Origin of the sequence: Novosphingobium sp. 1529 (genome assembly GCF_040544855.1) — a bacterium.
In the GTDB taxonomy this organism is placed as follows: domain Bacteria; phylum Pseudomonadota; class Alphaproteobacteria; order Sphingomonadales; family Sphingomonadaceae; genus Novosphingobium; species Novosphingobium capsulatum.
Map to the genome: position 1 here is coordinate 26766 of NZ_JBEPKW010000007.1, position 25177 is coordinate 51942.

Sequence of the window (25177 nt, forward strand, 5' to 3'; positions counted from 1 at the left end):
ATGACCCATTCCCCGAAAAACGACCTAAATCCATTAATATCTCCGGCATCATAAAAATTACAAGAAATAATATCCCTCACACTGCCCAATAATTAAAGCATAAAGCATATCTTTGTTCAAACCAAAGTATTCATACAAAGTTATTTCTTTTTTACAGATAAATACCTATTTTATAAATATTTTTTAAAAAATCTTAGCTGTGATTTTGATATCCATTCCTGCAGAATGGCTTGCCTCTTTTCCGTGTCCACGGCATGACGGCAGACCCTGCGAAGGCACGCATCGCGTCGCCATCCGTGCAAACCGAAGGTCCGTGGCCAGTGACACGCCCTACCAAAGCCGAACGCCATCTGATTGCCAGGGTTGGGTGGCTTCGCGCTGCGGTGCTGGGCGCCAACGACGGCATATTATCAACCGCCAGCCTGATCCTTGGCGTGGCATCGGCCGGCGGCACTCGCGCAAGTATACTGGTCGCCGCGGCTGCCGCACTGGTCGCCGGTGCGATGTCGAGGGCTGCGGGTGAATATGTTTCGGTGAGTTCTCAGCACGATACTGAGCAGGCTGATTTGACGCGCGAGCGGCTGGAACTCAAAAACGACATTATCGGCGAGCGCGAGGAACTGGCGCAGATCTACCGCGATCGCGGCATCGATACCGCCACCGCACAAACGATCGCCCGCGAACTCATGGCCAAAGATGCCGTGGGCGCGCACGCCCGCGATGAACTGGGCATCACGCCCACCAGTATCGCCCGGCCGATCCAGGCCGCCCTGACCTCTGCGGCCACGTTCTCGTCCGGGGCCGCAATGCCGGTCCTGATCGCCGTCGTGACCCCATTGGCGACGCTGATTGCCGCAGAGGCGATCAGGTTCACTCCTGTTCCTAGCCGTGCTCGGCGCGATCGGTGGCGCAGCAGGTGGCGCCAACATCTGGCGCGCCACGGCACGCGTCACGTTCTGGGGCACAGCCGCCCTCGCCGTTACCGCGGGCATCGGGCGCCTTGTTGGAACTGTGGTTTAGTTCGGATAAACCCATTACAAACCGAAGCTAATTTTGGTGCACGTTGGCGTGGACGATGTGCAACCAGCGCATGCGTTCAGACCATTCGACATCGGACAGGTCAGCAAGAAGGCGGGTCTCGCACTCTTGGGCAAGGACACAGAACTTGCGATTGGGGATCCAGCCGGCGGGGGTAATGTTGATCAACTGCAAGCGAATGCTGTTGCGTGCCAGACCTGTGCCGTAGGCTGGCAGGCAAGAAAAATGCCGGACGCAATACAACGTCGGCACGTGCTACGCATCAGCCGACTTGATCTGCACATAGGGCATCGTCGGACAGGTAACTTCTCCACGAAGCGCCGCAGCATCGGCCGCATCATTCTTGTTTCGCTTCACATAGGTTTTGACGAAAATTGGCGGCATCAATCGCACTTGATGCCCCAGCGCGCTGATTTTGCGTGCCCAATGATGCGCAGAGGCGCACTGCCTAGTGCCGATCAGGCATGGATCAAAATCCTTCGGGTGGGATTGTGCCTTTTTCCCTTGGCGCGTATCGATGCCATTTGGTCAGGGGCCGTCCACCTCTTCAAATTTGTTCACGCCGCCTGCAAACCTATGGCTACTCCAGCACCTATCCGATCCAGTTGTAGAATCCGCTAACATCCGGACTTCATGCCTCAGCCTTTGCCGCCTTCGCAGTTGAACTCGGCAATTGCCGCTTCGGTGGTAATCAGTAGGCCGGCAACCGAGGCAGCGTCCTGCAGCGCGATCCGCACGACTTTAGTCGGGTCGATCACGCCGGACTGGAACAGATTCTCAAACTGCCCTGTCTGGGCATTGAAGCCCATATTCTCGTTACGCTCATCAAGCAGACGGCCGGAGATCATGCCACCATTATATCCTGCATTTTCAACTATTTGCCGCAATGGAGCCTGAAGTGCCTGGCAAATAATGTCGATACCACGCCGCTGATCAGCATTGACAGGATTGAGGCAATCCAGGGCCTTTGCAGCATAGAGCAAGGCCGTGCCGCCACCCGGCACGATACCTTCTTCCACCGCCGCACGCGTTGCATGTAGCGCGTCATCGACGCGATCCTTGCGCTCCTTGACTTCAATCTCTGACACGCCACCCACTTTGATGACGGCGACACCCCCCACGAGCTTTGCAAACCGCTCGCGCAGCTTCTCGCGATCATAATCGTTGGCCGTGTTCTCGACCTGCGACCGGAGCGTTTCAATTCGCTCCTTTATGGCGCCAGCATCACCGGCGCCATCAACAATGGTCGTCGTGTCCTTGTCGATCGTGATACGCTTGGCCCGTCCAAGCATGTCCAGCGTCACCGTCTCGAGCTTGTTGCCAAGATCCTCGGTGATGAGTTCGGCACCGGTCAGAACCGCAATATCTTCGAGCATCGCAGTGCGCCGATCACCAAAGCCGGGCGCCTTGACTGCAGCCACGTTCAGACTGCCGCGCAGCTTGTTGACGACGAGGACGGAAAGCGATTCAGCCTCAATGTCTTCGGCGATAACCAACAGGGGACTGCCCGCCTGTACCACCGCTTCCAAGATCGGGAGCAGCGCACGGAGCGAGCCCAGCTTTTTCTCGTGGATCAGGATATAGGGGTCGAGAAACTCGACGAGGCTCTTTTCCAGATTGGTGACGAAGTAAGGCGAAAGATAGCCACGGTCGAATTGCATGCCTTCGACCACATCCAACTCGAACCCGACGCCGGACGTTTCCTCGATCGTAATGACCCCTTCCTTGCCGACTTTCTCCATTGCTTCGGCGATTTTGCGACCGATGACCTCGTCACCATTGGCCGAGACAATGCCGACCTGGCGAATCTCCTGACTGTTGCTGACTGGCTTTGAGCGTGCCTTGAGTTCTGCAACAACAGCGGTCACTGCAATGTCAATGCCACGCTTGAGATCCAAAGGATTGCTGCCGGCGGAGACTGATTTCATGCCTTCTCGCACGATAGCCTGGGCAAGAACCGTCGCAGTGGTGGTTCCATCTCCAGCATGGTCCTGGGCTCTGGACGCGACAGCCCGGATCATCTGCGCCCCCATATTCTCGAACTTGTCGGCCAGCTCAATTTCCTTGGCGACTGTCACGCCGTCCTTGGTAATGCGGGGGGCGCCGACGCTGCTGTTGATGAGGACATTGCGGCCTTTCGGCCCAAGCGTCACGCGAACGGCGTTAGCGAGGATATCGACACCGCGAGCAATGCGTTCGCGAGCGTCGCCCGAGAATTTGATGTCTTTAGCGGGCATATCGTCTGATCCTGTATGGCGTGTCGTCAAACAGCCGGGACGGGCAGTGCCGTGAAGCGGGCAGACTTCGGCTCAGCCAATCACCTTGCAGACGTCGTCGCCTTTCATGATGATGAGGTCTTCGCCGTTCAAACTATCCTCGGGAGCGGCCTAGTTGCCGACCAGGATGCCGTCGGCCGCCTTGACGTCGAGCGAAATGAGCATAGCATTCTTTGCTTTGGCGCGAGTGCCTGCGGAACCGATCTCGACCTCGCGTTGCGCCGACTTGGCGGTGTCGCGAACGTTGATGCCAAAAGCGGTCTGTGCGGCAGCGTCACTGTTGCCCAGGTGTATGCGATCGTAAAGAGGTCGCAGTGTCATGAATAGCATCCTGCCGCTGGACCACGACGAGATTCCGTCGTTTCACAAGCGGGAAGCCAGCGCTGCCGATTTGCGATCGAAATTCGCTGGGACGCGAAAGCCAATCCAATACATATGGGGGCTGGCGGCCAAGATACAAGGGAAGTCCCTAGGCGGCGTGGACAAATTCCGCAGCGGCAATGCTGGAAGCAAAAACCGCCGGTTCAAGGAGGCAAGGAAGCGCAATATCGCGAATATTGCGCGACGAGCCGACGCGGTAATGGCGGTTTTTGCTTCCAGCCCCGCAGGGGTTGCCTTGTAAAAGGCCTGGCAGCGTTGCTCGCCCTTGAATGAGGGCCACTCCTCCGGCGTCCTCGCGCCTCGCCAAGGCCCTTTACAGGGCAACCGTGGCGTTGCGGAATTTGTCCACGCCGCCTAGCACTACTTTGGCAGATTGTGCCTTGGCGGGTCGCTGGGCCGGCATCCGCAGTGTGGGCATGGTTTGTTCGGCGGCCGGTTGAGTCGGTCAATGATGGCTTGTCTGATCGCTGGCAGGCTCGGTTTCGGTGGCGGTCCCGAGATTCTTTTTTCCCCCTTTGGCCTGCTTGAGGCGGAGAGACTGAAGGAAGGCGAGAGCGATCATGGACATCAGCGCGTGTCGGTGCAGGCCTTTCCATGACCGTCCTTCAAAGTGGTCGAGGCCCAGTTCTTCCTTGAGTTGCTGGTGGGCCTGTTCGCAGACCCAGCGGGCCTTGATGGCGCCGGCCAGTTGCTTGATCAGCGTATCGGCAGGCAGGTTCGAGAGGTAGTATTTGCGCTCGCCGGTCGGGCGATGTTCGCCGACGAGCCAGACTTCTTCGCCGGGCAGGTGCTGGGCGCCCATGTCGAGGATACGCTGTTCCTTGCCATCGGCGACCTTGACCCGCACCGCAGCGAAGCGGGCCGAGAGCCTTCCCTTCGTGCCACGACGCCAGCTGATCTGGCGCCACTTTGCGGCTTCGAGCATCACCTGCGCCGGAACCGAGATCACGTCGGGGATCGTGTGCTGCCTCGGGCGGCCACGACCGGCGACCGGAAAGATCATCGTCACGTCGGCGGGATAGACTTTCTGCTTGAACGGGATGCCGACTGCCCAGGACAGTCCCCGTTTGCTCATACCCTGCCGGAAAGCGGCGGAAAGCCCATAACCGGCGTCGGCCAGCACGCAACCGAAGCGCACGCCTGCCTCCCGGACCCGGTCGATCTCGGCCAGCGCGATCTCTGGCTTCGTCCGGTAGGAACGCCATGCCTGCGGGACGCCGGCACGATCCAGACGGGCTTCATCGCTCGTCCAGCTCTCCGGCAGGAACAGCCGCAGACCGACCATAACCGGCACTTCCCGCGATGCCAGCGTCACCGAAACCAGCGTCTGGCAGTTGGCGTTCTTGCCCAACGCCGACGCATATTGCGGCGCCACGCCGACCGAATGGCGCCCCTTCTTGGGAAGCGCCGTGTCGTCGATGATCAACCAGGCATCCTCACCGCCAACCTGCCGATCCGCCTCGGCGAGCAAAACCTGCTCCAGTGGCGCCTCATCCCACAGGCCGCTGCCGATGAAATGATGCAGCCGATCATAACTGACATCGTCGTCACGCGCCGCCATCGGCTGCACGCTCTTACGGTCACCCGGGCCAATCAGGCCCGCCACATAGGCCGGGCACATCCGCCTCCGCGTCTTGTTCGCTAGTGCCGCCGTAAACGGCGCCAACCACGCTTCCAGTTCGTCCCGCCAATCCGTGCCCATCGCCAGCCTCCACAAGCTGGCCATCTATGAATCACCTGATTCGTCTCTTGGGAAGCCCTTAAATCAGACTTCTGCCAATGTAGTGCTAGGTGCCAGATCCCAAAGCTTAAACCCCAGTCCATCCATGGATAAGGCATCTGTATCCACATTCCACGAATATAGCGCGACCCCAGCCGCCTTAACTTCGTGACACAAGTGCTTTGGTCATCATTCATCCATATCGGCATCAGCAAAGCTAATATTTTTCATTCAATCGCGAGTGGTATGTAGTTCTACTCACTTCATGACGATTATCATGAATTTTGATGAGGATATTTGCACAGCACACTCTAAGGACTTATCTGAAGCTCAGGACTACGGCATGTCGGCCCTCAGCAATCTCAAGTGTCACCTGCGTCCAGGACAGGTTTACCGCCGTAAGGATCTTGCGCGCTGATCCAACGCTGTCGATCGTCATGTTCGGCACTTCTCCAACAGCCTGCTGGCCGAAGATTCACCCCACTTTAATATGTTTCAAGCAGCTTCTCTCGATGGCAATTTTTTACGCCGCGCTCGGGAAGATATACCGCGTTACGTTGCGCGTATCGCGAGCCGGCAGCACGTCCAATGCCGCGTTGCTGACTGTGCTGATATGCCTTTCCGTGTTGACCTCGGTGCTGATCGTCAACTTCCTTGTCCGGCATGCCGACGACCATGCCGATCGGCTCGCCGCCATCTCGATTTCCGGCGCCATCGACCGCGAACGTTCGCGCATCAGCAACGAAACATACATCAACGCCCATTGGAATGATGCCTATGCCCATGCCTATGGCGCCATGGACGATCGCTGGATTGTGTCGCAGTGGGGCACGCCGATCGGCTTGGGGTATGTGATCGACGCCAGCGGGCAGACGTTGTTCGCGCATCTTCCCTCGGGGCACGAGCCTCCTCTTGCCGATCTGATCGGCCCCGGGACGCTCAAAGCGTTGCTTGCCCGCGTTCCGTCGAACGAGGCTGCCGTCAGGCGGCGCGGCGATGCAATGGTGCTGATCGGAAAAGCCGGCGCGACCCCGGCGTTGATTGCGTTCTCGCCGATCGTGCGTGAGCAAGGCCCGGCCACTCTCGACCGATCCACGTATCGCATTTTCGTCGATATACGCCTGCTCGATGCCAAATTGCTCGACGAATGGGGCAAGGGCTTCGGGTTGCAACAGCTCCGCTGGTCGCCAGATGGCACCCTTGCCCCAGACGAAGCCTCGACGCAGGTGCGCGATTGGTCGGGCGCGGTGATCGGCACGATTGCCTGGAAACGCCTTGCGCCCGGGTCTTTGGCCGTCCGCGAATTGCTGCCCGTGATCATCCTATGCATCGTGCTGTTTCTGGCTGTTGCCGCCATTATTGCGCGCCGCATTCACAGCCTCAATCATGAACTCAAGGTTCAGTCGCTCAGCGCCATCGAAGCTGGCCGGCAAGAGCGCGAGGCGCGCCTCCTGGCCGACAGCGACGAGCTTACCGGGCTATACAACCGGCGGCGTTTCCATGCCGATCTGGAAAGCGCAGCGATCCCGGCCAATCTCCACGCACTGACCGTAGGATTGATCGATCTCGATCGCTTCAAGCCGATCAACGATACGTTCGGTCACCTGGTGGGAGACCGCGTGCTGGTGGAGGTCGCCCGCTTGCTTCACGATACAGCGGGGGCCAGCGCCACGCTCTATCGTGTGGGCGGGGACGAATTCGCGATGATCGCGCGGCTGGATGAACAAGCCGCACTGGAGCTGGCGGAGCGCATATGCGCGGTAGTTGCAGCGCCGATGCGCATCGGCGATCGCCAAATCAGCCTGGGGGTGTCGATCGGGCTTGGCGCTTTCGTCGATGCCGAACTCGGTCCGGTCGAACTGGCCAAGCGGGCGGACCATGCGCTTTATCATGCCAAGCGGGAAAAGCCCGGTCAGGCCGTTCCATTCAACCTCGAACTGGAACACCGGCTGCTGAACGATCACGTTATTGAAGCGGAATTGCACGCGAGCGAATTCGAAAACGAGCTGTATTTCGATGTACAGCCGATCGTTTCGATGAAATCGGGCGCCGTGGTGGGCGGCGAACTCTTGGCGCGCTGGACGAGCGCGCGCCTCGGCGCGGTCGAGCCGCAGCGCTTTATCGAAATCGCCGAACGCAGCACTCTGATCCATGTGGTGACGCGAAAAGCCCTGCATCGCGCGCTGGAGCTGCTGGAGGTTTTGCCGCCTGACAAGACGCTTTCGGTCAATGTGTCGGCTTGCGATCTGCATTGCGCGGACACTATTGATGCGATGCTCGCTTTGGTCCGCAAATCCTCTGCTGATGCGCACCGCCTGTGCATTGAGGTGACCGAGACGGCGATGATGCGCAACCTGGACGCAGCCATTGCGGGGCTGGAGCGGTTTCGCGCAGTCGGCATACAGGTTGCGCTGGACGATTTTGGCACTGGCTATTCCAGCCTCAGCAATCTCCACCGCCTGCCGCTCGACAAGGTAAAGCTCGATCGCAGCTTCGCGCTTAATTTTGACAACCGTTACAGCGTATCGATCATCGACGCGGTAGTCACCTTGTGCCATTCGCTCGAACTGGCCTGCATCGTCGAAGGAGTGGAAACCGCGTATCAGGCCATCAAGCTGCAAAACATCGGTTGCGACCTGATGCAGGGCTATCTGTTCAGCTATCCGCTCAATGCACAAGTGTTTGTCGCTTTTACCGCGCATTGGTCAGCGCCAAGCAAAGAGGCTCGCCCGCGCAGGGCCGGATAACTGGCTAGGATGTCTAACTCAACAGCGAGATCGACGACACATTTGGGACTGGCAATTGCTGCGACAAAAACCAACTGATCAACGTGCGCTCCGCGACCGGCTGGAGCGCCGGGCGCTAAGGCAAGTGACGACCTTCAAAAGGTCCATCTCAGTCGGCTATCTAGCGAACTAGGTGCCCGCAGCGCGCTTCGTGGAGGTCATGCTGGTAGTCGCGCTGCATCCATCGCACGCAGCGCGGCGATATCGTCAGTGCCGGCACGCGCCGCGAAATCCCGGCCATAGGTCTCGGCCTTGGCGAGCGGCTTCACATCGACGCCCATGCCAGACCCACTCATCGCGATTGCCTTGTGGAACAAGCCATGCGCGTCAGGGGCAAGCAGCAAATCATTCACGGCAGCGGCACCGGCCGATTCCCCTGCGATCGTGACATTGTGCGGATCGCCGCCCAGCCGAGAGATGCTGGCCTGGACCCAGCGCAGCGCGGCGATCATGTCGAGCACGCCGTAATTGCCGGAAGTGCCCTGCCCACTTTCGCGCGTGAGATCGGGATGAGCAAGAAACTCGCGCTCGAATCTGCGATGGCCAAGCTCGACAAATACCACCTGCTGGTTCTTGACGACTTCGCCTACATCTCGCGCGACCAAGCCGAGACGTCGGTCCTCTTCGAGTTGATCAGCGCACGCTACGAGCGACGGTCGTTGCTGATCACCGCTAACCAGCCCTTCGGCGAGTGGAACAGGGTCTTCCCCGATCCCGCGATGACGCTCGCCGCTGTCGACAGGCTCGTCCACCACGCCACCATCTTCGAGATGAACGTCGAAAGTTACCGGCGACGCACCGCTCAAGCCAGACGCACCGGTGCCGGGCGGCCCGCCGCATATCCGCGGCGATAGAACGAGCATGGAGATGTTGGGCGACCTGTTGCGTGCGGAGACGGCGCACCGGGATGCGGCATCGATCCGTTACCGCATGACCGCAGCCAAGCTTCCGGCGATCAAGGACCTGGATGGGTTCATGTTCGATGGCACGCCGATCAACGAAGGACTGATCCGCTCGCTTCATACGGGCTCGTTCCTGCCGGAACGGCGCAATATCGTGCTGATCGGCGGAACAGGCACGGGCAAGACCCATCTGGCTCTCGCCATCACCGCCGCAGTGGTGCGCGCCGGTGCCAGAGGCCGATACTTCAATACGGTCGATCTGGTGAACCGGCTTGAGGAAGAGGCTCGCCTGGGCAAGGCCGGCAGCCTTGCTATCCAACTCTCGCGGCTTGATCTCGTGGTGCTTGACGAGCTCGGCTATGAGCTTCGTGCTGTGTTGATGGCTCGCGGCTTCTCAAGCGAGAAGGCTGAGCACCTATCTGAAGTTTACGCCCACCTCTGGAACTTCAAGCGTCGCCAGTGGTGATCCATCGCGTTAGCGGCCGTCGCCTAAGGCTGCGATAGACCACGCTGCCGTTGCGAGCACAGAAGCCCCGCCTTGAGAACATTGAAAAATATTACAAAAATATATTGTAGATATGCCTTGGGCGGCATTTTCGAAGACGCACTTGAAGAACTTTGAAACTTACGCCATAAATATACTATGAGCCTATCACGATCAGAAAAATTGAGGACGCTGCTCGACGCCTGGGAGCCGCACAGTGTCGCGACCACCGCTCATCTCAAGACGCTTGGCATAACGCCGCAGGACCTTCAGAATTACACCTCGTCGCGCTGGCTGATGTCGCTCGGTCGTGGCGCCTTCAAGCGTCCGATGGAGACGGTAACCTGGCAGGGCGCGTTGTACAGCCTACAAGCCCAGTTGCGACTGCCCGTCCATGTAGGGGCGCTGACCGCGCTCGAGATGTCGGGCAACAGCCATTATGTCCGGTTCGCCAACACCAAGGCGTATCTGTTCTCCCCACTCAACGTCGCGCTGCCGCTCTGGTTCAGAACCCATTGGGGAGATGACGTGCGGCATGTCCAGACCAAGCTCCTGCCTCCCGAACTCGGACTGACAGAGCAGCAGGCACCCGAGGGCTTTGCGTTGAAGACATCTGGTGTCGAACGGGCCGCCTTGGAACTGCTACATCTCGCGCCGAAGGAATTCGACCTCATCGAGGCCGGGATGATCATCGAGAGCATGACCTCGATACGGCCAAAGCTCATGCAGAGCCTGCTGGAGCAATGCACCTCGATCAAGGTGCGAAGGCTGTTCCTCTACCTTGCGGAGCGCGCGAACCTGCCGGTTATGCGGCATCTCGACCTTGACCGGATCGATCTCGGGACCGGGGATCGCAGCCTTGTGTCGAACGGGCGTTATGTCGCAAAATATCAGCTCCTGCTTCCCAAGGAGTTGGTCGATCATGGCTGAGCCCTATCGCGACCAAGTCCGTCTGCTCCTTGATATCCTGCCGCTGGTGATGGCGGAGCCGGTCTTTGCGCTCAAGGGTGGCACTGCGATCAACCTGTTCGAATGGGATCTGCCGCGCCTGTCGGTCGATATCGACCTTACCTATCTGCCCAACCATAACCGCCAGGAGTCGCTCGCCGCAATCGGCGAAGCCTTGGCGCGCATCGGTGCGGAGATTGAGCGCCGATTGCCGCCGAGCCGTGTCACGCAGGCGCGACAGGGCGGTGAGGGCATGGAAGTGAAGCTCAATTGCCAGCGCGTCCGCACCCAAGTGAAGATTGAGGTCAATCCCTCCCTCCGTGGCCATCTGCTGCCTGTGCGCGACTTGGCATGCTCCGACCAGGTGCAGGAGCAATTCGAAGCCTTCGTGGAGGCGCGATGCGTGTCACACGGCGAGTTGTTCGGCGGAAAGATCTGCGCCGCGCTCGACCGCCAGCATCCGCGCGACCTGTTCGACGTCAAGCGCCTGCTCGATCAGGAAGGCCTGACCGAGGAGGTCCGCCTTGGCGCGATCGCCAGTTTTGTCAGCCACGGCCGCCCGATCGCCGAACTCGTCGATCCCGCGCATAAGGATCAGCGCGAGACCTTTCGGTCCCAGTTCGATGGGATGCCCTTCGAGCCTTTCAGCTATGACGATCACCAAGCAACGCTCGAGCGCTTGGTCAGCGCGCTTCGCGGATCGTTCACCGATGATGATCACGCCTTTCTCCTGTCCTTCGAGGCTGGCGATCCGGATTGGGGCCGCTTTCCGATCGCAACGTTGGCTGAGTTGCCCGCGCCGCAGTTCAAGCTGATGAACATCCGCAAATTTCGTGAGGCCAGCCCGGAGCGTCATGAGACAATCCTAAACACGCTGGAGAAGTCGCTGAAATAGGGGTTCTGAAAGCCGGATGTCCGCAGCAACTTGCTGGACTAGCAGCGTTGCGAATCGGCGACGCAAAATCAGCGATTCCGGGCTACCGAGACTCGAACCTCTCCGATAAAAAGTTCCAGGGCATCGATGTGGGTATCGCCTCGTGAAGGTGCTCCGAAAATGGCAATTTTCTGCGCCGGAATCGGTCCATTTCGAGTCCTCTCCTGGCGCTACTTTCTCTCTTGCAAATCTCCCTGCGCATGAGCTGAATGGCTGGCATCGGCCAGTTTCTCCGCGATTTTCGCGCGGCGCTATTCTGGCGCGTTCGGCACCAATCGAAAGCCATACGGGTATCCTGATAGGTATTGGCCTCTGCCATTCGGCGGGGCAACGTGCGTTTGAGCACCCTTTTTGCGATGCGAAGACCAACAGCCGGCGGGCAAGCAGGTCTGGAACGGTTTACACTCCCTATCGCGTTCGAACCGCAGCAAATGCCTCGATCAGTGGGCATCTGGAAAGCTAGAGGTTAGGCCGCAATCGAGAGGAGAGGCCTTGATGGAGATTCGCCAGATCGCGCACCTGGCCGTTTTCGTTGCCACACCATGCGCCGCCTCTGCCCACGCCGTGGAGCGCGCGGACAAGACCGAAACCGAGCTGCGGCGCTGCCTGGATGGCGCGAGCAACGCATCCACGGCCGGCCAGGTCGGCTGCGAGGTCGCTGCCCGCGACGCGTACGACAAGCGCATGGGCGCAGCCTACCGCGCGCTGTTGCGCGCCTTGCCCAACGACGCGGCCGGAAAACTGCGCGAGGCGCAGCGCGCCTGGCTGCGCTTTCGTGACGCGCATATCCAGGCAAGCAACGCACTGTTTGCGACGCGACAGGGCACGATGTACGTGCCGATGCAGGCCGCCGACCACACGGCGATCGTCAGGCAACGCGCGATAGAACTTGAAGCGCAACTGCGCATTTTCAGGATCGACGAGTAGGCCGTAAACGCGGTGATCATGACGCCCGCGAGGTGGCAGGGAAAAATGGCGGTTACAAAGGCCGCGCCTAACGCGAACAGCCCCATCGTTCGGCATCGAGCCGCAACGTTTCGCGATCACCCAGCAGCCCGGCGTCGCGCCGTTTCGCCTGGCGCCAGGTGAGCGCGCGCTTCTGCCGCGATCCATCTTGGCCAGCGCCACGCCTGCCTTACGCGGCACTTGCATTGGCGGCATTGACCGGCTTTGCGGCTCTCGCAACAAGGATTATGCGCTGGCGCCCGCGCGGCGGGCACAGATCGCATAACAAGCGCAACGCCTGCCCGATAGGATCGGCGCAATGACCTGCACCGCCCTGCCTGCTGCCACGCCCGATCTGGCCACCCCGCCCATCGCCCCCGCGCCGATGGCTTATGCCCAATGGGTTGCCGCCGCCGTGGCGCTGGCACGCCAGGCGCCGCGCCCGATCGTGAGCCTGTTCGAAAGCGCGGTGCCCGAACCGCGCGCCTTGCTGCGCCAGGCCGTTCTGGCCACGGTCGAACCCGATTTTTCACCGCGCTATGTCAGCGCGTTTGGTGACGGCAATCCGTTCGTGCGCGCGATGCTGGCGCAAAGCCATAGCGTCGATATCGACCAGGTGCTGTGCACCACCGGCGCCACGGGCGGCCTCGCCCTGCTCTATCGCGCGCTGCTCCGGCCTGGTGACCGCGTGCTGGTGGAAGTGCCGGGTTTCGATCTGTTTGCCGGCGCAGCGCAAGTGCAGGGGATTGGCGTGGATACGTTCACGCGCCCCGCCCCGCATTTCGGCATCGACGTGGACCAGGTTGCCGCCGCGCTTCGCCCGGAAACGCGGCTGATCGTGGTGTCTGACCTGCACAATCCCTCGGGCATGGGCATCCCGCGCGATACCCTGGCCGCGCTTGCCCACCTGGCGCAGGCACGCGGCGTGCTGCTGGTGGTGGACGAAGTCTATGGCGACTATGCCGACAAGGCCAGCCGCCCCGGCCCGGCCTGTGCGCTTTCGCCGGCGGTGATCAGCCTGTCGAGCCTGACCAAGATTTTCGGCCTGGGCGTGCTGCGCTGTGGCTGGATCGTGGGTGCGCCTGGCGTGATGGCCACCCTGCGAGATTATGCCGCGCGCGCCGAATTCGGGGTTTCGACACTATCGCACGCGGTCGCTGCCGAAGTGATGCTGCGCGCCGACGCCTTTGCCGATCACTGGCGCAGCCATGTGGCGCGCGCGCGACCCCGCTTTGCCGCGTGGTTTGCCCGCATGGTGGATGCCGGACTGATGGCGGGTGAATTGCCCGATGCCGGCTGCATCTGCTTTCCCGCTTTGCCCGGCATTGCCGATACCCGCGCTTTTTCCGAAATGCTGATCGCGCAAAGCGGGGTGATCGTTGCACCGGGCGAATTCTTTGGCCAGCCCGGACACATCCGCATCGGCTTCTGCCTGCCCGATGCCGAACTTGACGCCGGCCTTGCCGCGCTGGAAGCGGCCCTGCGCCAGGCAGCAGGCAACCGCCTGGCAATCTGACCACGCAACAGGGGATTTCTGCCAATGCCGCGATTGCCCCATTCCCTGGCCGCGTTGCAGGCCGCAGCCGTGCTGCTGCCTGCACCGGCCCGCGCCACTCCGCCCGCGTTGACGGTCACCTTTGCCCCGCGCGCCGATGTGGCCGACCGGGACCGCGTGGGCACGGTGGAGATTACGCTGCGCCTGTCCGGCCTGACCGCCAAGGCTGGTGCGCCGGTGTTGCAATTGCCGCTGGTGGCCAGCAACGTCGACACCGTGGCCAGCCTGCTTGGCCCGCTACACGCACGCGATGCGGCCGGGCCGCTGCTCTTGCGTCCACGCGATGCGGTGCTGGCCGACAGCGCCGATGGCGATGCGGTCAGCGGCGGGCCAGGGCGGGAATGGCTGGCGCCGCGCGCGGTCCTGGGTCCGCTCGTCGTCTCCTATCGCGTGCCTGCCCAGGCCAGCCTGCCTCCGCGCGGCCCCGCCCCGCCCTTTGCGTTCAGCGCCGATGGTGGCGCGGTTTCCGCCGCCGGGCAGGTTTTCCTGCTGCTGCCCCCCGGCACCACGCGCTGGCGCGCCACGTTCGGCTTTGACCTGTCGCGCGCGCCCAGGGGCAGCCGCGGCGTCAGCTCGCTGGGCGCAGGAACGGTCACGGCGGCAGAGCCGCTCGACGCCAGCGCCCTGCGGCAAAGCTTCTTCATGGCCGGTCCGATCGGCACCTGGCCGGCGGGTCACGCGCAAGATGGCTTTTTCGGCGCCTGGCAAGGCCGCCCGGCCTTCGATGCCGGCGCCTTGCTGGCGTGGACCGGTGCGCTCCATGGCCATTACCGGCAGATGTTCGGGCAGACCCGGCCCGCGCCCTATGGCGTGTTCCTGCGCTACAACCCGATCAACGCGGGCGGCGGGGTGGGCCTCCACCATGCGTTCGTCACCACGTTCGGCACGGGGCGCGGCGCGGACCTGGCCAGCATCCGCATCACGCTGGCGCACGAAATGTTCCACACGTTCCAGCCCTATGTCACCCGGCCCGGCGGCCTTGAATCCGCGTGGTTCGGCGAAGGACTGGCCACGTTCTACCAGGCGCGCCTGCCGTTCCGCTTTGGCATGATCGATGCCGATGCGTTCCTGCACGATCTGAACTGGACGGCCGCGCGCTATTACACCAGCGCCATGGCCAGCGTGCCCAACGCGCAAGTGCCGGCACGGTTCTGGGCCGATACCCGCATCCGCACCCTGCCCTATGACCGCGGCATGCTCTATTTCGCCACGGTGGACCACGCCCTGCGCCAGAAGAGCGGCGGACGCGAGAATCTCGACACGCTCGTCCTTGCCCTGCTGGCCCGGCAAAAGGCCGGCGCGACCCTCGCCAACGCTGATTGGGAAGACCAGTTGGCCCAGCACCTGGGGCCGCAAGGCGTGGCCGATTTTCGCGCGTTCCTGGATGGCGCCGTGCCGCTGCCGGCGTCCGACGCCTTTGGCCCGTGCTTTGCCCGCACCACCACCCGCCTGCGCCGCTATGAGCTGGGCTTTGCAACGGACGTTCTCGCCGAGCCCAAGCGGGTGGTGCGAGGCCTGGTGACCGGCTCTGCCGCTGCGCTGGCCGGTGTGCGCGATGGCGACGAGATCGTCGATCCGGTGCCGCAGGACGGCATCCAGGGCGAGCAGACGCAGGAGTTGACCCTGCGCCTGCGCCGCGATGGTCGTGTCTTTACCGTTACTTACCTGCCACGCGGCGAAACCGTCGATGCCTGGCAGTGGCGGCGCGTGCCGGTTTCACCCGGCACGGCCTGTGCTCTTTGAGATGCGCCCTTTGCGAAAGGTTGTCCTGATGCGCGCCCTGCTGCTTCCCCTCGTCCTGGCAAGCGCCGCTGCGCCGTTGCACGCCCAGCCGGCTTCACCGGCGCCCGCGCAAACCGCCCAGCACGCGCTGGCAGCGCCGGTGATCACCCACCACAAGGGCACGTTCGGCGGGCAGACCCTGGCCTATACCGCGCAGGTGGAGGCGACCGAGGTGAAGACCGTGGATGGCGCGGCCCGCCTTGTCAGCTTCGCCTATCTGCGCGATGGCGCCAACCCTGCCACGCGGCCCGTGCTGTTCGCGTTCAACGGCGGGCCGATCGTGGCCTCGGCCTATGTCCACGTCGGCGGCCTTGGCCCCCGCCGCGCCGCTTTCCCCGATGACATCGCCGCCGATCCGGCCAAAGTCACCCTGGCAGACAATCCCGCTTCGCCGCTCGACGCCGCAGACCTGGTCTTCGTCGATCCCGCGTCCACCGGGTTCAGCACCGTGGCGCCGGGTACCGATCCCCATGCGTTCTGGTCGGTGCGCGCCGATGCTGCGCAAGTTGCCGCATTCATCCGCGCCTGGCTGGCCGCCCACGGGCGAACCGGCGCGCCGGTCTATGTGCTGGGCGAAAGCTATGGCACCAACCGCGCCTGCGAAATCGCGCGGCAATTGGCGCAGGGCCCCGATCCGCTGCCGCTGGCCGGCGTAGTGCTCTATGGCCAAGCGGCCAACATCATCGAATATGCCCAGCGCCCCGCCAATGTCACCAGCTATGTCGCCTCGCTGCCCACCCTGGCAGCGATCGCGTGGTATCATGGCCGGGCCGATCGGACGGGTATGGACCTGCCCGCTTTCCTCGCCGCCGCGCGCGCCTTTGCCAAGGGCGATTACCTGACCGTGCTCTATCAGGGCAGCGGGGCGCCGCTGGCCGATCGCGCCCGCGTTGCCGGGCGGCTGGCGGCGTTCACCGGCATCCCGGCCGCCTGGTACCTGGCGCACGACTTGCGCATCTCCAAGGAACGCTATCGCGTCGAACTGCTCAAGGACAAAGGCCTCGTGCTGGGCCGCATGGACGCGCGCTATACCATGGCCGCGCCCGCGCAGGGCGGCGCCCCCGATGCGTCGGAAGCGATTACCGATACCCTGGCCCGCCTGTTCGAGCGCTATCGCCACGACGAACTCAAGGTGGCGGAAACGCAGCCCTATGTCCTGTCCGCTCCCGTCGAAGGGTTTGACCAGTGGGGCTGGGGATCGGGCACCAGTCCCTTTGCCGATTGGCCCTATTACCAGGGCATCACCGCGATGATGGCGGCCAACCCGCGCTTTCAGGTCCTGGTCGCCAATGGCTATTACGATACGCAGACCACGATGGGCGGGGCCGAGCTGCTTGCCACGCAATCGGGCTGGGACCCGCAGCGCGTGACCTTGCGCTATTACGACGGGGGCCACACCGGCTATTCGGTGGCCGCCACGGCCCAGGCCCTGGGGAACGACATCCGCATGCTGATCACCAAGACTGCTCCTGCTCAAACCGGGCAGGCGCCGCGATGAGCCGCGCCCTGCTCCCGCTCGTCCTCGCTCTCGCCGCAGCGCCACCGGCAGCGCAGGCGGCGGACGAAAGCCTCGTCATCGTCTCCAACGGCGAAACCGTCGGCTCGCTCAAGATCCACACCCAGGGCAACCGCGTGGCCGTGGATTACCGCGTGGACGACAATGGCCGCGGGCCCAAGCATCACGAGGATCTGGTGCTCGATCCCTCGGGCGTGCCAACCAGCTGGACGATCCATGGCACCTCGCTGATGGGCGGCACGGTGGATGAAAGCTATGCCTATGCCGGGCAGGTGGCGCGCTGGAAAAGCCAGGCCGACGCTGGCAGCCAGGCCTTTGCCCGCCCGCCGCTCTATATCGCCAACGATGACAGCCCCTATGCCCTGGCGCTCTATGCCCGCGCGGCGATGGGGCGGCCAGACCATTGCCTGGCCGTGCTGCCCTCGGGCCGGGTCTGCGCGCAGGCGGTGCGCACGTTCGCGCTGGGCAGTGGCAAGGCTGCCCTGCCGGTCACCGCCTGGCGCATCACCGGAGTGCAGCTCAACCCCGGCTATGTCCTGCTCGACCAGGCTGGGCGGCTGGCGGGCGTGTTCGGCCCCGGCGCCGATGGCACCACGATCCGCGCCGGCTATGAGGCGCAAGTGCCGATGCTCGCCAAGCTGGCGACCGAGCTGGAAACGGCGCGCGCGCTGGCCCTGCAACAGCAACTGGCGCACCGCTTTGCCACGCCGCTGCGCATCCGCAACGTCCACGTGTTCGATCCGGCCAGCGGCACCCGCTCTGCCCTGTCGGCCGTGGTGGTGATGCGCGACACGATCACCCAGGTCTTGCCCGAAGACCCCGCCGCGCCCGATCCGGCCGACGAGACGGTGATCGATGGCCAGGGCGGCACGGTCTATCCGGGGCTGCACGACATGCATTCGCATGCCACGCTGCCGGCAGGGCTGCTCTATCTGGCGGCCGGCGTTACCGCCACGCGCGACATGGGCAACGACAATGCCTTCCTGCAAGACCTGATCACCCGCGTCGATGCCGGGCAGGTGGCCTGGCCGCGCATCGTGCCCAATGGCTTTATCGAGGGGCGCAGCCCCTATTCGGCGCGCTTCGGCTTCATTCCCGTCAGCGTGGACGAAGCGCTCAAGGACGTGCGCTGGTACGCGGCGCGCGGCTATGCCGAAATCAAGATCTACAACTCGATGAACCCCGATTGGGTGGCGCCGATCGCGGCAGAGGCACACCGCCTCGGCCTGAAAGTGACCGGCCATGTCCCAGCGTTCGACACGCCCGACCGGGTGATTGCCGATGGCTATGACTCCATTGCCCATGTCAACCAGCTGATGCTCGGCTGGATCTTGCAGCCGGGCGAAGACAGCCGCACGCCCCTGCGCCTGACAGCCATGGCCCGCGCCGGCAGCCTCGATCTTGCCGCGCCCGCCGTGCAGCACACCGTGGGGCTGATGCAGCAGCATCATGTCGCGCTCGATACCACGGCCTCGATTCTCGAACAGCTGATGCTCAGCCGCGCCGGGCACGTGCCGCCGGGGCAGGAGGATTTCCTCGGCCACATGCCGATCGGCTTCCAGCGCTATCGCAAGCGTTCGTTCGTCAACTTGCCCGATGCCGCCACCGATGCGGCCTATCACAGTGGCTTTGCCAAAGTGCTGGAAACCATCGGCATGTTGCACCGCGCCGGGATCGTCCTGTTGCCTGGGACCGATGAAGCGACCGGCTTTGCCGTGCAGCGCGAGCTGGAGCTTTATGTGCAGGCCGGCCTTACCCCGGCAGAGGCGCTGCGCACCGGTACGCTGGATGCCGAGCGCTTTTTCGGGCGCGAGGGGCAACTGGGCACGATCGCGCGGGGCAAGCTGGCCGATCTGGTGCTGGTGCCGGGCAATCCGGTGGAAGACATCGCCGCCATCCGCCGCCCGCGCCTGGTGCTGCGCGGCGGGGTCGCCTATTTCCCCAGCGAGATCTACACCGCGCTGGGCATTGCCCCGTTCACCACGCCACCGCCGCTTCACCCCGCCAAGGAAGCCCTGGCCAGCCAGGACGCCGGGCTCACCGCCCGTTCCGCCTTTGGATACGAGATTGCCGACCATGCCGATTGACCGCCTGATCCTGGCCGCTGCCCTGGCGCTCGCCCCGCTCGCCGCCCCGCTGCCCGCGCAGGCTCAGGACGCCGGCCCACGCGCTTTCATTACCAAGGGCCAGGGCACGTTCGGCACCACGCGCATGGCCTATGTGGCGGCGGAAGAGGAATTCATCCTGCGCAGCCCCGATGGCAAGGCGGCCGCCAGCGTCTTTGCCACCAGCTATCTGAAAGCCGGCGGGAAGACCGCAAAACCCGATGCCAGCCGGCCCGTGCTGTTCGTGTTCAACGGCGGGCCCGGCTCGGCTTCGCTGTGGTTGCACATGGGCCTGCTTGGCCCGCAGCGCATCGATTTCGACGATCCCGATCATCCTCAGACCACTGCCCCGTTCCACACCGTGGCCAATGCCGACAGCCCGCTCGACGTGGCAGACCTGGTGCTGATCGATCCGCCCGGCACCGGCTACAGCCGCATCTTGGCCGATGGCACCCCGGCGATGTTCTATGGCGTGGAGCAGGACGCGGTGGCCACGGTGCAGGTGATTGAACAGTGGCTGGCCCGCCATGGCCGGATGAACGCGCCCAAGTACATCCTGTCGGAAAGCTATGGCACGGTGCGTGCGGCGGTGGTGGCACGGCTCTTGGCCGGCGGCCCCACCCAGACCGGACAGATGGACGGTATCAGCTTGAATGGCGTGATCCTGCTGGGCCAGGCGATGGACATGGCCCATGGCGCGGCGGGCGACGATCGCGGCTATATCGGCATCCTGCCCAGCCTGGCGGCCACGGCATGCCATTTCCACAAGGTGGCGCCAGACTGCACCCCGCAGGGCCAGGTCGATGCGGCGCAGGCCTTTGTCGATAATACTTATCTCGGCGCGCTCCATGCCGGGTCGCGCCTCGATCCGGCGCGCCGCGCCGCCGTGGCACAAGCCATGGCGCACCTTGTCGGCCTGCCCGCCGAAACGATCCTGGCGAACGACCTGCGCCTGTCGGGCGCGGCCTTTGCCCGCCTGCTGCTGGCGGCCGAGGGACGGCGCACCGGGCTCTATGATGCGCGTTTCACCCTGCCGCTGGCCGCCGCCGGGCCAGACCCGGTGGCCGATGACCCGGCCATGGCGCAATATGTGCCGGGCTTTGTCGCCGCGTGGGACGCCTATGCCCGCGACACGCTCAAGATCAACCTGCCCCAGCCCTACAAGGCGATTGCCTTTCGCGATGTGAACGGTGCGTGGGATTATGGGCCATCGCCCAGCAACTATGCCACCGATCTTGCCACGGCGATGAACCGCAACCCGGCGCTGCGCGTCCTGGTCGGCACCGGGCTCTATGATCTTGTCACGCCACTGGGGACGGCAAACGATACCATGGCCCATTCCGGTGCGCCGGCAGACCGCGTCGCTTTCCGCACCTATCCCGCCGGGCACATGGCCTATCTGGGCCGCGAGGCGCGCCAGGCCCTGGCTGCAGACTTGCGCGCCTTCATCACGGGCAGCCTGCGATGAGCGCGCCGGCAGCCCCGATCCAGCTCGGCAAATCGGTGGGCCTGGTCGGTGTCGTCACGTTTGGCGCGGGCACTGCGATCGGGGTCTCGATCTTCACGATCCTGGGGCCGACCGCGCAAGTCGCCGGGGCGGGCCTGTTGCCGGCGATCGGCCTGGCCGCGTTGCCGATGCTGATCTTTGCCCTGGCCTATGCCTATCTCGGTTCGGCCCTCCCGGTATCGGGCGCATCGTATGAATGGCCGCGCCGCTTCATCCACCCGGCGGTGGGCTTTCTCATCGCCTGGATGCGCATCGTGGCCAACGTGGGCGCCATGGCGATCCTGAGCCAGGTACTGGTCGGCTATCTCGGCATGGTCGTGCCGCTGCCGCCCCTGCCCGCCATGGCGGCACTGATCACGCTGGTCTTTGCGCTCAACTATCGCGGCGTTGCCCTGGCGACCAAGGCGCAGACCGCGCTTATGGCGCTGCTGCTGGTGGTGCTGGCGCTGCTGGTCGCGCTTGGCCTGCCGCATGTGCGCGTGGCCACGATGGGCGCGCCGCTCTCGGTGCCGCTGCCCCAGGTGCTTGCTGCCGTGCCGCTGATGATCAGCCTGTTCCTGGGCATCGAAAGCGCGGTGGAAATCGGCGAAGAAGTGCGCAATCCCGCCCGCACCATGCCCTTGGGCATCGCGCTGGCGATTGCGCTGACGGCGCTGGTCTATGGCGCCGTGGCGGCCACGGCGCTGGGCCTGGTCGGCCCGGCCGGATTGGCCGCCAGCAAGGCGCCGCTGCTCGACGCCGCGCGCGTGGTAATGGGCAGCCCGGCCGCCACGATACTGATCGTGGGCGCCGCCACGCTCTCCATCGTCAAGTCGATGAACGCGCTGGCGCTGACCTTTTCGCGCAGCCTCTTTGCCATGGGGCGCAGCGGCGCGCTGCCCACCGCACTTGGCCGCGTCCACCCGCGCTTTGCCACGCCGCACGTGGCCGTGCTGCTGGCCTGGGCCTGCGCCATGGCCGGCATGCTCCTGCCGCAAAGCCTGGTGTTCCTGCTGCTCGCGGTCAATCTGCCGACCATGCTCAAATACGCGGCCTGTTCGTGGTCGGCCACGGTGGTTGCCCGCCATCACCCCGAAATCCATGCCCGCGCGGCGCTGGGCATGGCGCCGGCCACGGTCACGCTGATCGGCCTGGCCGGCGTGGTGGCGGCGCTGGCCATTGCGGCGTTTGGCGTGGAAGCCGATCCGCGCCCCTATCTGCTGGTGGGCGGCTGGCTGGTCCTGGGGCTGGCCTGGTGGTTCGCGTTCGCGCGCAAGAGCTGATCGATCATCGCGCGCATGGCCCGACGGCCGGGGGCATCGGCAAAGACCGAATGCCCTGCCGGCAAGGCCACCAGCCGCGCCCGTGAGCGTGGCAGCCAGGCATGGCGCAGCGCGTCGCGCGTCGCCATCAGCGGCACGGCCATATCGTAATATCCGCCCACCAGCGTCACCTGCAGGGCGGGATGGTCGGTCATGGCCTGGGCCAGGTTACCCAGCAGATCGGGGCGGCGATCGGCCTCATCGCCGTCCGTCCCCTCCATGCGCGGCCAGCGCCACTGGAAATTGACGTCCAGCGTGAGCGAGACATAGTCGCGCGTGGTGTGCACACCCAGTTCGCGGCGCAGGTAATCGCCCAGCGCGGCAGACACGATCACATTGCTCGCGCCCAGCCCCAGCGCGGGATCGCTGGCCGCCGACGGCCGCCCAGCCACCTGCGCCGGGCGCGGTGCGGCGATGCGACTGTCGAGCCGGCCCACCACCTGGCCCTTGCCGGCCAGCAGCGCGGCGCGAAACATCTCCACGTCCACCCGCAGGCGTGCAGCGCGGATCGCGGCCGGTGGCAGGCCGATCAGCCGCGCCATCTGCATCGCCACGCGGGCCTCCTCTGCCGGGGCCAGGGCGCTGCCCGCCAGCAGGGCGCGGGCATAGGGGCCGGCGGCAAAGGCGGCCGCGCGCGCTTCCACTTGTGCCGGGGGCAGGCCGGCAAGCGCACCCTTGCCATGGGCCGCTGCGGCCACGGCCATGGCCGGCAGTGCCTCGACCAGTTCGCTGTCCCCCTGCGGCCCGATCGCCAGGGCGGGAGACAGCAGGACCAGCCCGGCCAGGTTCACGCCCTTGAGCAAGGGCAGCATCGCCGCCGCACGGGTGCCGCCATAGCTTTCCCCCACCACGATCACCGGCGCACCCGCGCGGCCATGCGCGGCAAGCCAGCCGGTGATCACCTGGGCCATGGCGCGCGCATCGCCGGCCACGCTCCAGAACGAAGCACCGCCGCCAGGCGTGAGCGGGCGGCTGAATCCGGTGCCTACCGGATCGACGAATACCAGGTCGGCCCGATCGAGCGGGGTCTCGGCGTTGTCGACCAGGCCGGCGCCATCGCGCCGGCGCGGCCCCATGGCGTCGATATGCAACGGAGAGGAGGAAGCACCTGGCCCGCCGTTGAACGCAAAGATCACCGGCCGCATGGCATCGGCGGTGCCGCTGCGCAGATAGGCGATCGTGGACATCGTGGCCGCCGGTTGCCCATCCGGCCCACGCAGCACCTGCTGCTCGAACACGGCGTCATAGTCCAGCCGTCCGGCGGGCGTGGCCAAGGCGTGATGGCTGATCGCCGGGGCAATCGGGCCGTCTGGCGCGGGCTGCGCGCCGGCCAGCAGCAGTGGCGCCAGCGCCAGGGCCACGGCGTTCACCGGCACGCCCCGGCAGGCGCCGCCGCCCGGTGCCCCGCTGGCGCAGCCCGTTGCCATTGCCAGCCATCGACATGCCCATGGGGCGTATCCCACTGTGCCGCCACGCGGGTAAAGCACGGGCCAAAGGTATCGGACAGCGGATCGAGCGTGTCCGTGCCGTCCAGGATCAGGCGCTTGAAGCGATCGCGCTCGCCCTCGTCGCCCAGCTCGCGCACGATCGCCGCCAGCCAGGCCTCGGTATCGAACCGCACGCCCTGCTCGCGCGACAGGAACAGCGGGAACAGCACGCTTTCGAGCGTGCGCTGGCCCTGGCTATGGGCGCGGATGCGCGCGTCCAGATCGTGGAAATACATCGCCGCGCGATAATAGACGATGTGGCGCACCTCTTCATCGCCAAAGCCGATCTTGACCACATCGGCCGCCGCCATGTTACGCGCCTTGCTGGTGAAGTAGCGCCGCGCCAGCCGGTTGACCGCCGCGAGATAGGCATCGGCGCTTTCAAAGCCGCCGCGCCATTGCAGATCGTCTTCGTAATAGGTGGTCAGCCCTTCGGAAAACCAGCTGGAAATGCCGCTGGGTGCGTCGATCTGACCGGTCCACTGGTGGATCATCTCGTGAAAGAACAGGGAACTGGGCATTTCGCTCTGTTCACCCGGCGCCAGCGGCCCGCGCGAGAGCATGAACGACTGATCCAGCGCAGTGCCACCGCCATAGGGCGCCGCGTCGCGGAACTGCACGAAGATGCGATAGGCACGCTGGCCTTTCAGGTGGGGGAAATACCCTTGCAGATAGCGGTGCGCCGCCCCGGCCCGCGCCAGCGCAGTGGGCACATCGAACACCGGCTGGCCCAGCCAGGTCCCGGCAAAGCCGTCGCGCGTGCCGGTCGCCGGCCAGTGGCCCAGCGGCCCGGCCATGAACCAGCTATCGGCCAGCGCCTGCGCGCCACCGGGCACCACCACATCGCCCGCGCCATAGGAAATCGCCGCGCTCGCGCCCTTGGTCATGGCCGAAAGATCCCAGTGCAATCGCGCGGGTAGCGCATCGCGGTTTTCCGGCAGCAGCAGGAAACCGCCGCCCGACGCGGCCAGGCCCCCGCCCACCGCGCGCAGGCCAAAGGCCGGCCCACCGGGCCCACCCGCCGGCATCACGGCGGCGCGATAGCGGATCGCCACTTGCCCCTGCACCGCGCGGGTGGCGCGCCAGTGCCGATACCATGGGAACCCGCCTTTGACCGGCGCATCCTCGCTCACGGCCAAGGGCACTGGCCCCCGCGCGTCGGTAACGGCCAGGCCGCTAAGCCGGTCGGCCACGCCCGGCGCACCGGGATAGACCACCGGCGCTGCCAGCAAGAGCGTGCCGTCTGCCGGCGCGGGCAAGTCCATCGCCACGGCCACCCCCGCCACCGCGCCATCGGCCATGTCGGGCCGCAGCGTGACGGCAAGCTGGTCTGGCTGGCGCGGCGCCGTGCCCATGGTCAGGGCAGCAGCCAGGGGCAGCAGGGCCCGGATGGAAAGCATGGTTTGAAACTGGGGCATCGCGGCGCTCGCTATGATGATGCTGCGCAGCCTAGCGTAGCGGCCCGGGCAGTGCGTGTCTTTCGCGCGCCCATCCTGGTCGTGGGCGACAT

Annotated in this window: 17 protein-coding genes and 4 pseudogenes; 14 read left to right on the plus strand and 7 right to left on the minus strand. The window is 64.5% G+C overall.

The annotated features are described in order from the left end of the window. Window positions 1-320: 320 nt before the first annotated feature. Window positions 321-1196 carry a VIT1/CCC1 transporter family protein gene (locus ABIC78_RS14185; protein ID WP_354490383.1) on the plus strand — a complete coding sequence of 292 codons (876 nt, stop codon included), beginning with the start codon at window positions 321-323 and terminating at the stop codon, window positions 1194-1196. A 103-nt stretch (window positions 1197-1299) separates the two neighbouring features. Here the strand turns inward: ABIC78_RS14185 and ABIC78_RS14190 are convergent. The 3 genes and pseudogenes from ABIC78_RS14190 to ABIC78_RS14200 form a co-directional block, all read right to left on the minus strand. Continuing rightward, a pseudogene (locus ABIC78_RS14190) lies at window positions 1300-1518 on the minus strand (IS110 family transposase); the annotation flags it as partial. A 158-nt stretch (window positions 1519-1676) separates the two neighbouring features. Then, window positions 1677-3275, minus strand: coding sequence for a chaperonin GroEL (groL, locus tag ABIC78_RS14195; protein WP_354490385.1), 1599 nt, complete (start codon window positions 3273-3275; stop codon window positions 1677-1679). Window positions 3276-3425: 150 nt separating this feature from the next. Then, the gene (locus ABIC78_RS14200; protein WP_171797403.1) at window positions 3426-3635 is read right to left on the minus strand and encodes a co-chaperone GroES; all 210 of its coding nucleotides are present in this window, start codon (window positions 3633-3635) and stop codon (window positions 3426-3428) included. On the opposite strand from ABIC78_RS14200, the gene ABIC78_RS14205 reads away from it, so the two are divergent. Further along, window positions 3634-3936, plus strand: a complete 303-nt coding sequence (locus ABIC78_RS14205; protein ID WP_354490388.1) for a hypothetical protein — start codon at window positions 3634-3636, stop codon at window positions 3934-3936. The two genes, ABIC78_RS14200 and ABIC78_RS14205, sit on opposite strands and share 2 nt — an antisense overlap. A 210-nt stretch (window positions 3937-4146) precedes the next feature. On the opposite strand, the pseudogene ABIC78_RS14210 reads toward ABIC78_RS14205, so the two are convergent. Continuing rightward, window positions 4147-5432: pseudogene (locus tag ABIC78_RS14210) on the minus strand (IS701 family transposase); the annotation flags it as partial. 390 nt (window positions 5433-5822) lie between these two features. Between ABIC78_RS14210 and ABIC78_RS14215 the strand changes: the two are divergent. Further along, complete coding sequence (locus ABIC78_RS14215) at window positions 5823-8162, plus strand: putative bifunctional diguanylate cyclase/phosphodiesterase (RefSeq protein ID WP_354490391.1); 2340 nt, start codon at window positions 5823-5825, stop codon at window positions 8160-8162. A 197-nt stretch (window positions 8163-8359) separates the two neighbouring features. Here ABIC78_RS14215 and ABIC78_RS14220 read toward each other — a convergent pair whose 3' ends face one another. Further along, a complete protein-coding gene (locus ABIC78_RS14220) occupies window positions 8360-8764 on the minus strand; it encodes a carboxylesterase family protein (RefSeq protein WP_354490393.1) in 405 nt (134 codons plus the stop codon). Between ABIC78_RS14220 and ABIC78_RS14225 the strand changes: the two are divergent. From ABIC78_RS14225 to ABIC78_RS14275, 11 genes and pseudogenes are all read left to right on the plus strand, one after another. Further along, window positions 8717-9055, plus strand: a pseudogene (locus tag ABIC78_RS14225) (ATP-binding protein); the annotation flags it as partial. The gene ABIC78_RS14220 and the pseudogene ABIC78_RS14225 overlap by 48 nt on opposite strands. Next, a pseudogene (locus tag ABIC78_RS14230) lies at window positions 9042-9464 on the plus strand (ATP-binding protein); the annotation flags it as partial. The pseudogenes ABIC78_RS14225 and ABIC78_RS14230, both read left to right, overlap by 14 nt. 306 nt (window positions 9465-9770) lie before the next feature. Continuing rightward, on the plus strand, window positions 9771-10517 hold the full coding sequence (locus ABIC78_RS14235) for a type IV toxin-antitoxin system AbiEi family antitoxin domain-containing protein (protein ID WP_354490395.1): 747 nt from the start codon (window positions 9771-9773) through the stop codon (window positions 10515-10517). Further along, the gene (locus tag ABIC78_RS14240; RefSeq protein WP_354490397.1) at window positions 10510-11430 is read left to right on the plus strand and encodes a nucleotidyl transferase AbiEii/AbiGii toxin family protein; all 921 of its coding nucleotides are present in this window, start codon (window positions 10510-10512) and stop codon (window positions 11428-11430) included. The genes ABIC78_RS14235 and ABIC78_RS14240 overlap by 8 nt, the downstream gene beginning before the upstream one ends. A gap of 534 nt (window positions 11431-11964) precedes the next feature. After that, on the plus strand, window positions 11965-12396 hold the full coding sequence (locus ABIC78_RS14245) for a lysozyme inhibitor LprI family protein (RefSeq protein WP_354490568.1): 432 nt from the start codon (window positions 11965-11967) through the stop codon (window positions 12394-12396). A 337-nt stretch (window positions 12397-12733) separates the two neighbouring features. Further along, window positions 12734-13930 carry a pyridoxal phosphate-dependent aminotransferase gene (locus ABIC78_RS14250; protein WP_354490399.1) on the plus strand — a complete coding sequence of 399 codons (1197 nt, stop codon included), beginning with the start codon at window positions 12734-12736 and terminating at the stop codon, window positions 13928-13930. 24 nt (window positions 13931-13954) lie between these two features. Next, window positions 13955-15712: a M61 family metallopeptidase gene (locus ABIC78_RS14255; RefSeq protein ID WP_354490401.1), complete on the plus strand. Its 1758-nt coding sequence runs from the start codon at window positions 13955-13957 to the stop codon at window positions 15710-15712. Between the two features lie 28 nt (window positions 15713-15740). After that, entirely contained in the window at window positions 15741-17249 is a 1509-nt protein-coding gene (locus tag ABIC78_RS14260) for a S10 family peptidase (protein WP_354490403.1), read from the plus strand. Continuing rightward, window positions 17246-19354 (plus strand): amidohydrolase family protein, encoded by a 2109-nt coding sequence (locus ABIC78_RS14265; RefSeq protein WP_354490405.1) that lies wholly within the window; start codon window positions 17246-17248, stop codon window positions 19352-19354. The genes ABIC78_RS14260 and ABIC78_RS14265 overlap by 4 nt, the downstream gene beginning before the upstream one ends. Next, window positions 19344-20840 (plus strand): S10 family peptidase, encoded by a 1497-nt coding sequence (locus ABIC78_RS14270; protein WP_354490407.1) that lies wholly within the window; start codon window positions 19344-19346, stop codon window positions 20838-20840. The genes ABIC78_RS14265 and ABIC78_RS14270 overlap by 11 nt, the downstream gene beginning before the upstream one ends. Next, complete coding sequence (locus tag ABIC78_RS14275; RefSeq protein ID WP_354490409.1) at window positions 20837-22141, plus strand: APC family permease; 1305 nt, start codon at window positions 20837-20839, stop codon at window positions 22139-22141. Before ABIC78_RS14270 ends, ABIC78_RS14275 begins: the two co-directional genes overlap by 4 nt. On the opposite strand, the gene ABIC78_RS14280 is transcribed toward ABIC78_RS14275, so the two are convergent. Further along, a complete protein-coding gene (locus tag ABIC78_RS14280; RefSeq protein ID WP_354490411.1) occupies window positions 22072-23607 on the minus strand; it encodes a S10 family serine carboxypeptidase-like protein in 1536 nt (511 codons plus the stop codon). The two genes, ABIC78_RS14275 and ABIC78_RS14280, sit on opposite strands and share 70 nt — an antisense overlap. Next, window positions 23547-25085, minus strand: a complete 1539-nt coding sequence (locus tag ABIC78_RS14285) for a M61 family metallopeptidase (protein WP_354490413.1) — start codon at window positions 25083-25085, stop codon at window positions 23547-23549. The genes ABIC78_RS14280 and ABIC78_RS14285 overlap by 61 nt, the downstream gene beginning before the upstream one ends. Window positions 25086-25177 lie beyond the last annotated feature (92 nt).